This is a genomic window from Streptomyces endocoffeicus, assembly GCF_016741935.1.
Taxonomy (GTDB): Bacteria; Actinomycetota; Actinomycetes; order Streptomycetales; family Streptomycetaceae; genus Streptomyces; species Streptomyces endocoffeicus.
This window is the reverse complement of sequence record NZ_JAERRG010000007.1, coordinates 62609-75813: the sequence shown is the minus strand read 5'-3', so window position 1 is coordinate 75813 and position 13205 is coordinate 62609. Positions and strand designations below refer to the sequence as shown.

Annotated in this window: 13 protein-coding genes; 6 read left to right on the top strand and 7 right to left on the bottom strand. The window is 72.8% G+C overall.

Annotated elements, in window-relative coordinates; all coding sequences use genetic code 11:
- Positions 1-107: 107 nt before the first annotated feature.
- Positions 108-821: a B3/B4 domain-containing protein gene (locus tag JK364_RS19000; RefSeq protein ID WP_201852315.1), complete on the bottom strand. Its 714-nt coding sequence runs from the start codon at positions 819-821 to the stop codon at positions 108-110.
- Positions 822-876: 55 nt separating this feature from the next.
- On the bottom strand, positions 877-1023 hold the full coding sequence (locus JK364_RS18995; RefSeq protein WP_201852314.1) for an SCO1431 family membrane protein: 147 nt from the start codon (positions 1021-1023) through the stop codon (positions 877-879).
- Between the two features lie 146 nt (positions 1024-1169).
- Between JK364_RS18995 and JK364_RS18990 the strand changes: the two genes are divergently transcribed.
- On the top strand, positions 1170-2609 hold the full coding sequence (locus JK364_RS18990) for an amidase (protein WP_201852313.1): 1440 nt from the start codon (positions 1170-1172) through the stop codon (positions 2607-2609).
- A gap of 46 nt (positions 2610-2655) precedes the next feature.
- Here JK364_RS18990 and JK364_RS18985 read toward each other — a convergent pair whose 3' ends face one another.
- From JK364_RS18985 to JK364_RS18975, 3 genes are all read right to left on the bottom strand, one after another.
- Positions 2656-3996, bottom strand: coding sequence for an MFS transporter (locus JK364_RS18985; protein ID WP_201852312.1), 1341 nt, complete (start codon positions 3994-3996; stop codon positions 2656-2658).
- Positions 3993-5150 carry a PLP-dependent cysteine synthase family protein gene (locus tag JK364_RS18980; RefSeq protein WP_201852311.1) on the bottom strand — a complete coding sequence of 386 codons (1158 nt, stop codon included), beginning with the start codon at positions 5148-5150 and terminating at the stop codon, positions 3993-3995. Before JK364_RS18980 ends, JK364_RS18985 begins: the two co-directional genes overlap by 4 nt.
- A gap of 131 nt (positions 5151-5281) precedes the next feature.
- Positions 5282-5731: a hypothetical protein gene (locus tag JK364_RS18975; RefSeq protein ID WP_201852603.1), complete on the bottom strand. Its 450-nt coding sequence runs from the start codon at positions 5729-5731 to the stop codon at positions 5282-5284.
- 165 nt (positions 5732-5896) lie between these two features.
- Here JK364_RS18975 and JK364_RS18970 point away from each other — a divergent pair, with 165 nt between their 5' ends.
- Complete coding sequence (locus JK364_RS18970; protein WP_307841325.1) at positions 5897-7213, top strand: NAD(P)/FAD-dependent oxidoreductase; 1317 nt, start codon at positions 5897-5899, stop codon at positions 7211-7213.
- Entirely contained in the window at positions 7210-8463 is a 1254-nt protein-coding gene (locus JK364_RS18965; protein WP_201852309.1) for a cytochrome P450, read from the top strand. The genes JK364_RS18970 and JK364_RS18965 overlap by 4 nt, the downstream gene beginning before the upstream one ends.
- Before the next feature lie 115 nt (positions 8464-8578).
- Here JK364_RS18965 and JK364_RS18960 read toward each other — a convergent pair whose 3' ends face one another.
- Positions 8579-9208, bottom strand: a complete 630-nt coding sequence (locus JK364_RS18960) for a TetR/AcrR family transcriptional regulator (protein WP_201852308.1) — start codon at positions 9206-9208, stop codon at positions 8579-8581.
- Positions 9209-9304: 96 nt separating this feature from the next.
- On the opposite strand from JK364_RS18960, the gene JK364_RS18955 reads away from it, so the two are divergent.
- Entirely contained in the window at positions 9305-10054 is a 750-nt protein-coding gene (locus tag JK364_RS18955) for an SDR family NAD(P)-dependent oxidoreductase (protein ID WP_201852307.1), read from the top strand.
- Between the two features lie 302 nt (positions 10055-10356).
- Here JK364_RS18955 and JK364_RS18950 read toward each other — a convergent pair whose 3' ends face one another.
- Positions 10357-11118, bottom strand: coding sequence for a FadR/GntR family transcriptional regulator (locus JK364_RS18950; RefSeq protein WP_230992176.1), 762 nt, complete (start codon positions 11116-11118; stop codon positions 10357-10359).
- 134 nt (positions 11119-11252) lie between these two features.
- Between JK364_RS18950 and JK364_RS18945 the strand changes: the two genes are divergently transcribed.
- Both JK364_RS18945 and JK364_RS18940 read left to right on the top strand, forming a co-directional pair.
- Positions 11253-11765, top strand: coding sequence for a gluconokinase (locus JK364_RS18945; protein WP_201852306.1), 513 nt, complete (start codon positions 11253-11255; stop codon positions 11763-11765).
- Positions 11766-11785: 20 nt separating this feature from the next.
- Positions 11786-13183 (top strand): GntT/GntP/DsdX family permease, encoded by a 1398-nt coding sequence (locus tag JK364_RS18940; RefSeq protein ID WP_201852305.1) that lies wholly within the window; start codon positions 11786-11788, stop codon positions 13181-13183.
- The last annotated feature ends 22 nt before the right edge of the window (positions 13184-13205 follow it).

Below are 13205 nucleotides of genomic sequence, written 5' to 3'. Positions count from 1 at the left end.
CGGGGAGGGGAAAGATCCGCCGGGCACCCCGCAGTCGCGCCGCCCCAGCAGCCCAGGCCGCGCCGCCCCAGCGGGCCAGGATGGCGCCCCGCGCGCTACGCCCAGCGCTACGCCCCACCCACCAGCCGCGAAGCGATCCGCACCCCCGGACTCGCCTCGCTCAGCGCCTCCATCAGCTGGTCGCCGGCCGCCTTCAGCGCGATGTCGTCCATCGGTCCCAGCGCGTCCAGGACGAACATCGCCCGGGTGGTGTCATGGGTGAGGCGGGTGCGGGTGCACTGGCGCCAGTTCCAGCGGCGGCAGGTGGCGCCCGCGTCGTCCCGCCACACCACCTCGCCGGGCGCCGGGTGCTCGACCACGGGTTCGCCCCCGGCCGTCGTCTCGAAGGTCTCGTCGCCCTCGGCGCGCACCAGCCGGGCCGCGCCCACGTAGTGGTCGAGGTCCTCGCCGCCCAGCGGGATCACATGTCCGACCGAGATCGCGTTGTAGATGTCGGTCAGCCGGTCCACCCGGGGCAGCCCGGTGGACAGCCGCCGCAGCAGGGCCTCCGCGCTGGGCCGGGTGCGCTGTGGCTTCGCGCCGAAGGCGCGGAACGCCTCGCGCCAGGCGGCCAGATGCGGATGCTCCTCCACCGGCCCGTCCCCGAACCGCTCCCGCGCCGCCGATTCGGCGTCGGCCAGGAGCCGCTCGCTGAGCTCGTCGCTGGGCCCGGGGCGCAGCCCCTCGGCGGTGATGAGCAGCGCCCGGTAGTCGGGGCGCAGGGCGAGTACGGCGGGGTCGATGGTGGCGGATTCCAGCCAGGCTGGGGCGTCGAACGTCATGCGGTCCACTATGGCATACGGTGCGGTGCAGTGCGCTGGACCGGATGAGCGTGACTCAGAACAGGCCCAGCTGCGTGGTGAGCAAGGCGAGGACGACGACGAGCGACCAGCCGAGCAGCTGCTCCAACAGGTGGTCCTCGCCGTCGGAGGGGCCTCCGGTGCGGGCGTGGAGGCCGGTGCGGCGCGCCGCGATGTCGGTCATGCGGGTGTCCTCTGTGCTCAGCGATGATCGTGATGAATGTGATCGTGATGAATGTGATGAAGAGGGTCATCACCGTTGCCCAGGGTGCGCAGAGCGGCCACCTGGGGTAAAGGGGGAGTGGCCGAACTCACCCGAGGAGGTCCACGGTGACCAGCGTCATTCCCAAGGGTCTGGGCGAGCAGATCCGCGCCCTGGCCGGGGGCGAGGTGACCTCCCGTGCGCTGGTCGAGCAGTCGCTCCAGCGCATCGCCGAGACCCAGCCCACGCTCAACGCGTTCCGCCGCATCCGCGCCGAGGCCGCCCTGCGCGAGGCCGCCGAGGCGGACCGGCGGCTGGCGGCGGGGGAGCGGCTGCCGCTGCTCGGTGTCCCGCTCGCGGTCAAGGACGACACGGACGTGGCGGGCGAGCCCACCGCCTTCGGCTGTTGCGGCGACTTCCCCGCCAAGGCCGAGGACGGCGAGGCGGTACGGCGGCTGAAGGCGGCCGGGGCCGTGATCGTCGGCAAGACCAACACCCCCGAGCTGGGCCAGTGGCCGTTCACCGAGGGCCCCGCCTTCGGCGACACCCGCAACCCCTGGAGCCCGGAGCACACCCCCGGCGGCTCCTCCGGCGGCGGCGCGGCCGCCGTCGCCGCCGGGCTGGTCCCCGCCGCGCTCGGCTCGGACGGCGCGGGCTCGGTCCGCATCCCCGCCGCCTGGACGCATCTCATCGGCATCAAGCCGCAGCGCGGCCGGATCTCCACCTGGCCGGACGCCGAGGCCTTCAACGGCATCACCTGCAACGGCCCGCTGGCCCGTACGGTCGCCGACGCGGCGCTCCTGCTGCATGCCGCGACCGGCAACCGCGAGGGGGATCTGCACTGCCCCGAGCCGGTGGACGTGCTGTCCGCCGTGGGCCGCGACCCGGGGCGGCTGCGGATCGCCCTGTCGTTCAAGACGGCCTTCACCGGCACGCCGAAGAGGCTGGACCCGGTGGTGCGGGCCGCCGTCGTCCGGCTCGCCGAGCGGCTGGCGGCCCTCGGCCACGAGGTGGTGGAGGCCGAGCCGCGCTACGGGCTCGTGGGCTTCTCCTTCCTGCCGCGCGCCACGGCCGGGCTCACCGAATGGTCCGGCCGGGTCCCCGATCCGCTGCTGCTGGACATCCGCACCCGCGGCGCCGTCCGCAACGGCCGCCTGCTGGGCGGCGCCGCGCTGCGGTGGGCGCGGTCGTACGAGGAGCCGCTGCGGCGCCAGGTCGGGGCGATCTTCGAGCGCTTCGACGTGGTCCTCTCCCCGACGACGGCCACGCCGCCGCTGCGGATCGGGGCCATGGCCGGTCTGTCCGGGTGGCGTACGGATCGGGCCATGATCGCGTCGTGTCCGTACGCCTGGCCGTGGAACGTGCTGGGCTGGCCCGCGATGAACGTGCCCGCCGGGTTCGCCGACCCCGAGCACCGCACACTGCCGCTCGGCGCCCAGTTCCTCGGCCCGGCCGACAGCGAGCCCGTACTCATCTCGCTGGCCGCCCAGCTGGAGGCCGACCAGCGGTGGTACGAGCGCTGGCCCCAGGTGTCCGGCACCGGCCCACAGCCGGGGGTGAGCGGGTGAGGTCCGGGACATCCCGGTAAGTGATCGACTCTCGCTGGACGGGCGGTCAGGCGGGAGCGGGCCGGACGGGGTGGGGGCGGAGGCGGCCGGTCCGGGCGAGTGCGGTGACCGCGGTCGCGCACGCGGCTCCGGTCACCGCGAGGGCGGCCCACACCAGCCAGGGGGCGTCGGCGTGGGCGGCGTCCCAGAGTGCGCCCAGGGCGAGGTTGCCCAGGGTGATGCCGAAGCCGGAGACGGTGTTGTAGAGGCCGTAGTGGGTGGCGACCAGTTCGTTCCCGGACAGTGCGACGACGGTGTCCATCTCGAAGGGGTAGACCACTGCCCCGGCCGCGGCGAGTACGGCCACGGATACGGCGAGAGCCGTCAGGGACCCGATCGCGGACCCGGCGGGGGTGAGGGCCAGGGGCACGAACGCCGCGCCCATCGCGGCGAGCCCGGCGGCCAGTGCCTGGTGGGGAGTGAAGCGCCGCTTGGCCCAGCCGGTCAGTCGCAGCTGCCCCGCCACCGCCACCGCGGCCGAGATGACGAACAGCCCGCTCGTCGCTCTCGTGCCGTCCGCGCCGAGGGCGGCATCGGCGGCCAGCGGCAGCACCAGGTAGACCTGGAAGGTCAGCACGTAGGAGCCGGTCATCGCCGCGGAGAACAGCAGGAACGGCTGGTTGGAGACGACCCGCCGCCACTGCTTCCACACGGTTGGCGGGCCCGCGTTCCCGGCCGCTGTCCGGTGAGCTCCTGCCGTCCGGTGGGCGTCCGCTGTCCGGTGGGCGTCCGCTGTCCGGTGAGCGTCCGCTGTCCGGGGGTGGGCGTCGGTGTCGTGGTGGGCGGGGAGGGTGCGGGCCTGGAGCACGCTCAGGGCCGCGAAGATGACGGCGGCTGTGGTGCACACGGCGCGGAAGTCGGCGGCCAGCAGTGCGAGTCCGACCAGTGGGCCGAGCAGCATGCCGGCCTGGTAGTAGACGTTGAACAGGGCGAACGCGTCCACCCGGCGTTCGCCCGCTTCGGCGGCGAGATAGGCGCGTACGGCCGGGTTGAACAGGGCGCCGGCGAATCCGGTCGCCGCTGAGGCCGCGATCAGGGCGGGGAGGCTGTCGACCCAGCCGAGCAGGGCGAACCCTCCGGTGCGCAGGACGCAGCCGGTCAGGATCGGGGTCTTGTAGCCGAGGCGGTCGGCGAGGGTGCCGCCGATGAGGAACATGCCCTGCTGGGACAGGTTGCGCACACCGAGGACCAGGCCGACCGCCCATGCCGCCAGCCCCAGACCTCCCGAGAGATGGGCGGCGAGGTAGGGCATGAGCATGTAGAAGGCCAGATTGATGGCGAACTGGTTCGCCATCAGCAGCCGCGCGGCCGGGCTGAATGAGCGGGTCTGCGACAGGATCCTCCTCACCGGGCCGCTCCCGCCAGGCTCAGGTCTCCCTTGCCGGGGTGGGGGCGGGGGCGGGTGACGGTGCGGCAGCGGGTCCAGCGGGTGACCACCGCCTGGGCGGGGTCGGCGATCTCGTCCGGGTCGTCGGGCGGTTCGTGGCCGAGGAGTTGGTGGGCGCGGCAGTAGTCGTCGTCGAAGACGGTCGAGACGTAACGGTGCGGGCCGTCGGGGAAGACGGCCGCGATGCGCTGCTCGGCGGGGGACGTGCGGGCGATCCAGCGGGCGACCAGGGCGACCGCGCCGACGCTCCACCCGCCGGTGGCGTACCGGGTGCGGGCCAGGGTGCGGGCGGCCCATACGGCCTCGGGGGCGGCGACCCAGTGGACCTCGTCGAACATGTCGTAGGCGACGTTGCGCGGGTAGATGGACGAGCCCAGGCCACGCATCAGCCGGGTGCCGGCGGGCTGGCCGAAGATGGTCGAGGCGCAGGTGTCCACGCCGACCACCCGCAGCGTGGGGAAGAAGGCGCGCAGTACGCGGCCGGTGCCCGCGGAGTGGCCGCCGGTGCCGACCGAGACGACGAGGGTGTCGATCCGGCCGAGCTGGGCGACCAGTTCGTGTGCGAGCGGCCGGTAGGCGGCCACGTTGTCCGGGTTGTGGTACTGGTCGGGGCACCACGCGTCCGGGTGGCGGGCGAGCAGTTCGGCGACCCTTTCGCGGCGGGCCTGTTGCCAGCCCCCCTCCGGATGCGGCGTGGTCACCGTGTGGACGTCGACCCCGTAGGCCCGTAGGAGCCCGGCGACCTGGGCCTCCATCCCGGGGTCGGTGACCAGCGAGACGGGGTGGCCGTAGGTGATGCCGGCCAGGGCCAGGCCGAGGCCGAGGGTGCCGGAGGTGGACTCGACGATCCGGGCACCGGGCGGCAGCGCCTCGCGTTCCCGGGCGGCGGCCACCATGTACGGGGCAGTGCGGTCCTTGATACCGCCCGGGTTGTGGCCTTCCAGCTTGGCCCAGAATCCGCGTCCGGCGGGAGTGAACGGCTCACCCACCCACAACACGGGCGTGTCGCCCACCAGGGCGGACGGATGGGCGGCCGACCGCGCCGAGGCGGCGAGCAACTGGGCGGGGGAAGCGGACGCGGAGTCGAGGGCACAGGACAGCGGGTGAGGTTTCATCGGTGACGGCTCTCCCACCGCCGTCGACGCACGTCGAAACGGCGGTGTACAGGGTGAGGGGGCAGGGCACAGCTCGTCGCCGCACCGGCACTCGAGGCGGACGCCTCGCGCGGCGGCGCGGCGGGGCTCCGTCAGTTCCGCCAGACCTGCAACGCCGCCCGCTGCCCGCCACCGGGCCGCGGGACCTCGACCTCCCGGACCGGCGGAGCCCGCCCCGGTGCCACTCCCCCGACCGCTTCGGTGTGCGGGGGCCCCTGCTGCGGCATCAGCTCCTTGCCCCGGCCCGCCTGCGCCCACGTCGGCTCGTCGAAACCGGCGCACTGCTGGGGGCCGTGATGCTGTCCGCCGCAGGAGTCCGCTTTCTCTGCTTTCTCCGCTTCCTTCGCGGCGTGCTCGGACGCGCCGTGTGACACGACATGCGGAGCCAGGCCCGTCACGGTGATGATGTCCGTCCGCCCGGAACCCCCGGCCAGCGGGCCATGGGCGCAGGCCACCACATGGATCAGCGCGACCAGCACCAGAGCGAGCCACGGCCAGCGGGCCGCGGCCCGACATGTCCCGGGCTCCGCTCCGATCATCACTTACGCAATGTATCCGACTCGCTACGTAAAGTGCGCATCCGCTCGCACGAGGGGAGCCTTCGTCCGCCAAGGCGCGGGCCAAGCGGCTCTTTGCGCGGTTGCGGAACGATCAGCCGATGGGCTCCGCCCAAGCCCCCGGATCGGTCGCCGCGCACGGAGCGGATCGTGGTGGTGGGCGCCTCGCTGGCCGGGTTGCGCGCGGCCGAGGCCCTGCGCGACGAGGGGTTCACCGGGGAGCTCACCGTGATCGGGGACGAGCCCCATGAGCCGTACGACCGGCCGCCGCTGTCGAAGGCGGTGCTCGCCGGGCGGTTGAGCCCCGACCACATCGGGCTGCCCCGGGTCCGCGACATCGACGCCCGCTGGCTGCTGGGCACCCCCGCCACCGGGCTGGATGTGCCCGGCCACCGGGTGGAGCTGGCCGATGGCCGGTGGGTGGCGTACGACCGGCTGCTGATCGCCACCGGCACCCGGGCGCGCCCCTGGCCCGGGCGGGCCGGGGGCGGTCTGGAGGGTGTGCACACGCTGCGCACCCGCGAGGACGCCGAGCGGCTGCGCGGCGCGCTGGCGGCCGGTCCCTCCCGGGTGCTGGTCATCGGGGCGGGCTTCACCGGTGGCGAAGTCGCCTCCACCTGCCGGGAGTTGGGAATAGCGGTGACCGTGACCCAGCGCGGCGCGGTGCCGCTGGCCAGTGCGCTGGGCGGGGTGATCGGCCGGGCCGTCGCCGACTGGTACCGCGAGGCGGGGGTGGACCTGCGGCCGAACGCCACGGTCCACGCCCTGGAGGGCGATCCGTCCGGCCGGTTGCGCCGGGCCGTGCTGGCCGACGGCACGGCGGTGGACGCCGAGGTGGCCGTGGTCGCCACCGGCGCCCTGGCCAACACCGAGTGGCTGACCGGCTCCGGGCTCTCCGCCGACCATCGCGGCGTGGTGAGCGACGACGGCTGCCGGGCCGTGGCCACCGACGGGCGGCCGGTCGGGGAGGTGTTCGTCGCCGGTGACGTCGCCCGCCGGCCGCACCCCCTCTTCCCCGGGGAGCTGCTGCGCCTGGACCACTGGGACAACGCGGTCGCCCAGGCGCGCACCGCCGCGCACAACATCACCCACGGACCGGGCGGGCGGCGCGTCCACCAGCCGCTGCCCGCGTTCTGGTCCCACCAGTTCGGCCGCTACCTCAAGTCCATCGGGCTGCCGGGCGTCGCCGACCAGGTCGTCGTCGCCCAAGGCGCCCTCGACCAGCGCCGGTTCGTCGCCGCCTACGGCCTCAAGGGCAGGCTGGTGGCCGCCGTCGCGGTCGACTCCCCCCGCGTACTGGACGGCTATGCGGCCCTCATCGAGGCCCGCGCACCGTTCCCGCCCCTGCTGGGTGCCACCGACGGCCCGGCCCACCTCGAGCCCGTCGACGCGGCGTTCCCCGGCCGTGATGCCGGCGGCGCCCCGGACCACGACATCCGCACACCGGTGAACGGAGAGCTCTCATGACGACATCCGCCACGCGTTCGGCATCCACCGCGCCTTCGGCATCCACCGCGCTTTCGGCCACCGACCTGTTCGCCCAGGTCCTGCGGTACGACAACCGCCCCAACCCCTACCCGTACTACGCCCAGCTGCGCCGCCATCCGGTCGCCCGTACGGACGACGGCTCCTGGCTGGTCAGCGGCCACCGGGAGATCGGGCAGCTGCTGCACGACCCGCGCTGCAGCGCCGACCGGCTCGACCCGCTGAACAAGACCCCCAAGGAGGCCAGGAGCCTGCTTCTGCAGGACCCGCCCCGCCACGACCAGCTCCGGCGCGTGGTCACCCAGGAGTTCATCCCCCGGATCATGGGCATGCGCGACCACCTCGGCGAGCTGGTCAGCCGGCTCCTCGACGCCCGCGCCGGCGACCAGCCGGGCCAACTCGACGTCGTCGCCGACCTGGCGTACCCGCTGCCGGTCACGGTGATCTGCGAACTGCTCGGCGTGCCCCGCGAGGACGAGCCCCTCTTCGGCAGCCTCGCCCGCCGGCTCACCCGGGGCCTGGACCCCATCGACACCCAGACCGAAGAGGAGCTCCGCGAACTGGACCAGGCCCGCGACGAGTTGGTCCACTACCTCGAAGGGCTCATCACCCGGCGCCGCGCCGACCCTGGCGATGACTTGCTGTCCGGTCTGATGCGCCACGAGGATCCCGACGAGGTGATGGACCCGGTGCAACTGCGCGTCACCCTGGGCCTGCTGCTGATCGCCGGTCACGAAACCACCGTCAACCTGATCGCCAACGGCACCCTCGCCCTGCTGCGTCACCCCGACGCCCTCGCCCGGCTGCGCACCGATCCCGACCTGGCCACCACGCTGGTGGAGGAGGTGCTGCGCTACGACCCGCCCGTGCAGATGTCCGGCCGCAGCGCCCTGGCCGACATCGACATCGCCGGTACCACCATCCCCAAGGGCTCCCGTATCCGCCTCATGCTCGCCGCGGGCAACCGCGACCCCCGCCGCTTCGAGGACCCCGACCGCTTCGTCCCCGACCGCCGTGACAACGCCCACCTCGGCTTCGGCGGCGGCATCCACTACTGCGTCGGCGCCACCCTGGCGCGGGCGGAGGCGCAGATAGCCCTCACCGCCCTGGTCCACAGCCTCCACGGACCGCGCCTGGTCGCCGACCCGCCGCCGTACCGGGAAAACGCCATCCTGCGCGGGCCGGACCACCTCCCGGTCGCCTTCGAACGCCTCACCCCGCGCATCGCTTGAGACGCGGAGTGGCGGAGTTCGGGGCGAAGCCCCGCCATGCGGCGGAGCCGCGTATCGGTGCCGCGGGGAGGGGCCGGAACGGGAGCGACCAGCCCGCCGCGGGCGCCCGCGGGCGTCACGAGCCGTCGGACGCCCCCTGCGCGGGCGGCCAGTTGCGCAGCGCCACGTCGGCCACCTGCTGCAGCTCCTCCTGGGTGGCGCCGCTGGCCGCTTGGACGGCCATGCCGTTCGCCACGGTCATGAGGTAGCGGGCGAGCACTCCGGGATCGGTGTCCGGTGGCAGGTCGCCTTCGTCGACGGCCCGCCGGAACCGGTCGCGGAGGCGGGCCGTGCCCTCGTTGCGCCAGGCGATGAGGGCGTCGCGGGCGCTGCGTCCGGGGTCGCCCGCGGCGAGGGAACCCTGGACGCCGAGGCATCCGGCGGGGCAGCCGGGGCGGGTGTTGGCCCGGACGGAGCCGTGGAGGAACGAGGTGGCCACCTGCCGGGCGGTGGGTTCCCGCATGGCCCGGTCCGCGTACGCGGCGGGGCCCTCCGAGTAGCGCTCCAGGGCCTTGCGGAACAGGTCCTCCTTGTTGCCGAAGGCCGCGTACATGCTGGTGCGGGTGATGCCCATGGCGCTGGTCAGGTCGGTGAGGCTGGCGCCTTCGTAGCCCTGCTCCCAGAAGACCCGCATGGCGCGCTCGAGGGCCTCGTCGGTGTCGAAACCCCTCGGTCGGCCGATCGGTGCCTGCTGCCGCGTGCTCATGCCGTTGAGCATACCTCTTCAGTACCGATCGGTTCAGAAGTGCGCTACGCTCCATTTCAGTACCGAACGGTACCGAAATTTGGGGAGGTCATTGACATGGGACAGCTTGAGGGCAAGACCGCCGTCATCACCGGCGGCGGCACCGGGATCGGCTTGGCCACCGCCGTACGGCTGGCGGCCGAGGGCGCGCATGTGTTCATCACCGGCCGGCGGAAGGCCGAGCTGGACGCGGCCGTCGAGGCCATCGGCCCGGCGGGGGCCACCGCGGTGGCGGGTGACGTCACCAACCTGGCCGACCTGGACCGGCTCTACGACGCGGTCCGCGCCCGGGGTCGGGGTCTGGACGTGGTCTTCGCGAACGCCGCGACCGCCGACTTCGCCACGCTGGAGGAGGTCACCGAGGAACACCTCGACCGGACCTTCGCCGTCAATGTGCGGGGCAAGCTCTTCACCGTGCAGAAGGCGCTGCCGCTGCTCAACGAGGGCGCCTCGGTGATCCTCAACGCCTCCACCGCCGCCGACAACGGCACGGAGGCGTTCGGCGTCTACGCGGCGTCCAAGGCCGCGATCCGGTCCTTCGCGCGGACCTGGGCCAACGAGCTCAAGGGGCGCGGCATCCGGGTCAACGCGATCTCGCCGGGCCCGATCGACACTCCGGCGATCACGGCCCTCGCAGGCGAGGACAACGCGGCCGACTTCAAGGCACACCTCGCCGCGAACGTCGCGATCGGCCGGATGGGGCGCCCGGAGGAGGTCGCCGGGCTGGTGGCGTTCCTCGCCTCCGAGCAGAGCAGCTTCATCCTCGGCGCCAACTTCTACGTCGACGGGGGTGAGAACCAGATCTGACCCGGGCGGGCTCAGGTCGACGCCGTACCGGAGGAGGTCCGGGTACCCCCCTCCCGAAAACGCTTGATGTATTAGTTGCGCCATATCAAGCATTTTTCGGAAGGGGTACCCGGACCCCCGCCGTTCGCAGTCCGGAGCGCCCCGGGCCACCGAGTGCGGAAGCCGCCACCGGCGCCCACCCCACAGCCCCGGCGCCCGGCGACGCGGCCCGCGCCCCCACCCCCTGCCCCGCTGCTCAAAGGCGCCGAAGGCGCGAAGCGAAACCCGCACTCAACAGACGGCGGCCGGTGCGGAGCGCAGGCTCAGGGCGCCAGGATGTCCAGCTCCCGCAGCGCGCCCACGGTGATCTCCTTCGTATAGCGCTCCGCCGCCTCCGCGTCGCCCGCGCGAACCGCTTCGGCCACCCGGACGTGGAGGGTGACCGCCTCCGGGTCGGGGTCGCTGAACATGACGCGGTGCTGGGTGCGGCCGGTGAGGACCTCCGCGACGACGTCGCCGAGGCGGGCGAACATCTCATTGCCCGAGGCGCGCAGGATCACGCGGTGGAAGGCCACGTCGTGGACCAGATACGCGGGGAGCTGCTGGCCGCGCGAGGTGGCCACCATGTTGAGCGCGTGCTCGGTGAGTTCGGCGCACTGCTCCGGCGTGGCGTGCTCGGCGGCCAGCCCGGCGGCCGCGGGCTCGATGGCCGAGCGCAGGGCGGTGAGGGAGCGGAGCTGGCGGGGGCGGTCGGGTCCGGCCAGGCGCCAGCGGATGATCTGGGGGTCGAAGACGTCCCACTCCTCGGTGGGGCGTACGGTCACGCCGACCCGGCGGCGGGACTCCACCAGGTGCATGGACTCCAGGACCCGCACCGCCTCTCGGACGACCGTGCGGGAGACGTCGTAGCGCCGCTCCAGTTCGTCCGTGCGCAGCACCGTGCCGGGCGGGTAGTCGCCCGCGGTGATCGCGGGGCCCAGGGATTCCAGGACGCGGTCGTGCAGCCCCTGTCCCCTGGGTCCCTGGCCCCTGGACCCCTGGTCCCTGGGCCTCTGGCCACGGCCCTCGGGCCCCTGTTCGTCCATGCGCTCAGCCTACGCGGCCACCCGTCCCACAAATAAGTATGACTTTTAAGTCACGGACTCTTGAATACGTCGTATCTGTGGGGTTGAGTGTCCGGCGGCGCCGAGGTCGAAGAAGACAGCGAGGTTTCACACACATGCACGCCCCCCAGGTTGTCGTGGTCATGGGAGTGTCCGGAACGGGCAAGACCACGATCGGCCCTCTGCTGGCGGAGGAGCTCGGCGTCCCGTACGCCGAGGCCGACGACTTCCACCCGCCGGCCAACATCGCCAAGATGTCGGCCGGGACCCCGCTGGACGACGACGACCGACGCCCCTGGCTGGACGCCATCGGCGCCTGGGCCCACGACCACGCCGAGGGCGGGGGAGTGGTGAGCTGCTCCGCGCTCAAGCGGATGTACCGCGACCGGCTGCGGTCCGCCGCCCCCGGCATCGTCTTCCTCCATCTGACCGGCGACCGCGAGCGGATCGCCGAGCGGATGAAGGAGCGCAAGGGCCACTTCTTCTCCGGGGACCTGCTCGACTCGCAGCTCGCCACGCTCGAACCGCTCCAGCCGGACGAGTACGGCGTCGCCGTGGACATCTCCCCCGAACCCGAGGTCATCACCGAGTGGGCCGCCGCCGAACTGCGGCGGCTCGAACACCAGTAACGCACGTTAGGAAACCCGCCGTGACCAGACTCAGCGCCGAGATGCTGGCAGCGGACACCGTCGACCCGATCACGTCGGCCGGTCACGCACAGCTCGGCATAGCCGTCCTCGTCGGCATAGCCGTTCTCGTCCTGCTCATCACCCAGACCAAGCTGCACGCGTTTCTGTCGCTGACGATCGGCTCCCTGGCGCTCGGCGCCGTCGCGGGAGCCCCGCTCGACAAGGTCATCACCAGCTTCTCGGCCGGTCTCGGATCGACCGTCGCGGGCGTCGGCGTGCTGATCGCCCTCGGCGCGATCCTGGGCAAGCTGCTCGCCGACTCCGGCGGCGCCGACCAGATCGTCGACACGATCCTCGCCAGGGCGAACAACAAGACGATGCCCTGGGCCATGGTGCTGATCGCGGGGATCATCGGGCTGCCGCTCTTCTTCGAGGTCGGCATGGTGCTGATGATCCCGGTGGTGCTGCTGGTCGCCAAGCGCGGCAACTTCTCCCTGATGCGGATCGGCATCCCGGCGCTCGCCGGTCTGTCCGTGATGCACGGTCTGGTGCCGCCGCACCCCGGCCCGCTCGCCGCGATCGACGCGGTCCACGCCGACCTGGGGATCACCCTGGCGCTCGGCGTCCTCATCGCCGTCCCCACCGCGATCATCGCGGGCCCGGTCTTCTCGCGCGTCGCCGCCCGCTGGGTCGACGTCACCCCGCCGGACCGGCTGATGCCCACGCGCCCGTCGGAGGAGCTGGAGCGGCGCCCCGGGTTCGGCGTCACCGTGTTCACCGTGCTGCTGCCGGTCGTGCTGATGCTGATCAAGGCGCTGGTCGACATCGTCGTGGACGACCCGGAGGACGGCGTCCAGCGGGTCGCCGACGTCATCGGCACCCCCCTGATCGCGCTGCTGGCGGCGGTGCTCGTGGGCATGTTCACGCTGGGCCGCCCCGCGGGCTTCACCCGGGACCGGATCTCCTCCACCGTTGAGCACTCGCTGGCCCCGATCGCCGGGATGCTGCTGATCGTCGCCGCGGGCGGCGGCTTCAAGCAGACCCTCATCGACATCGGCGTCGGCAAGATGATCATGGATATCTCGGAGGACTGGAACGTCTCCGCGCTGCTCCTCGCCTGGCTGATCGCGGTCGCCATCCGGCTCGCCACCGGCTCGGCGACGGTGGCCACGATCTCGGCCGCCGGGCTCATGACACCGCTCGCCGCCGATATGTCCAGCACGCATGTGGCGCTGCTGGTGCTGTCCATCGGCGCCGGGTCGCTCTTCTTCAGCCATGTCAACGACGCGGGATTCTGGCTGGTCAAGGAGTACTTCGGGATGAGCGTCGGGCAGACCGTGCGGACCTGGTCGGTGATGGAGACGATCATCTCCGTCGTCGGGCTCGTCTTCGTCCTGCTGCTGTCACTGGTGATCTAGGAACTGGTGACTTGAGAACCGG

Coding starts and splice junctions, on each gene's coding strand:
- JK364_RS18945 (WP_201852306.1), top strand. CDS start 11,253: ATGCACGCCCCCCAGGTTGTCGTGGTCATGGGAGTGTCCGGAACGGGC.
- JK364_RS18965 (WP_201852309.1), top strand. CDS start 7,210: ATGACGACATCCGCCACGCGTTCGGCATCCACCGCGCCTTCGGCATCC.
- JK364_RS19000 (WP_201852315.1), bottom strand. CDS start 821: ATGACGTTCGACGCCCCAGCCTGGCTGGAATCCGCCACCATCGACCCC.
- JK364_RS18950 (WP_230992176.1), bottom strand. CDS start 11,118: ATGGACGAACAGGGGCCCGAGGGCCGTGGCCAGAGGCCCAGGGACCAG.
- JK364_RS18960 (WP_201852308.1), bottom strand. CDS start 9,208: ATGAGCACGCGGCAGCAGGCACCGATCGGCCGACCGAGGGGTTTCGAC.
- JK364_RS18980 (WP_201852311.1), bottom strand. CDS start 5,150: ATGAAACCTCACCCGCTGTCCTGTGCCCTCGACTCCGCGTCCGCTTCC.
- JK364_RS18995 (WP_201852314.1), bottom strand. CDS start 1,023: ATGACCGACATCGCGGCGCGCCGCACCGGCCTCCACGCCCGCACCGGA.
- JK364_RS18955 (WP_201852307.1), top strand. CDS start 9,305: ATGGGACAGCTTGAGGGCAAGACCGCCGTCATCACCGGCGGCGGCACC.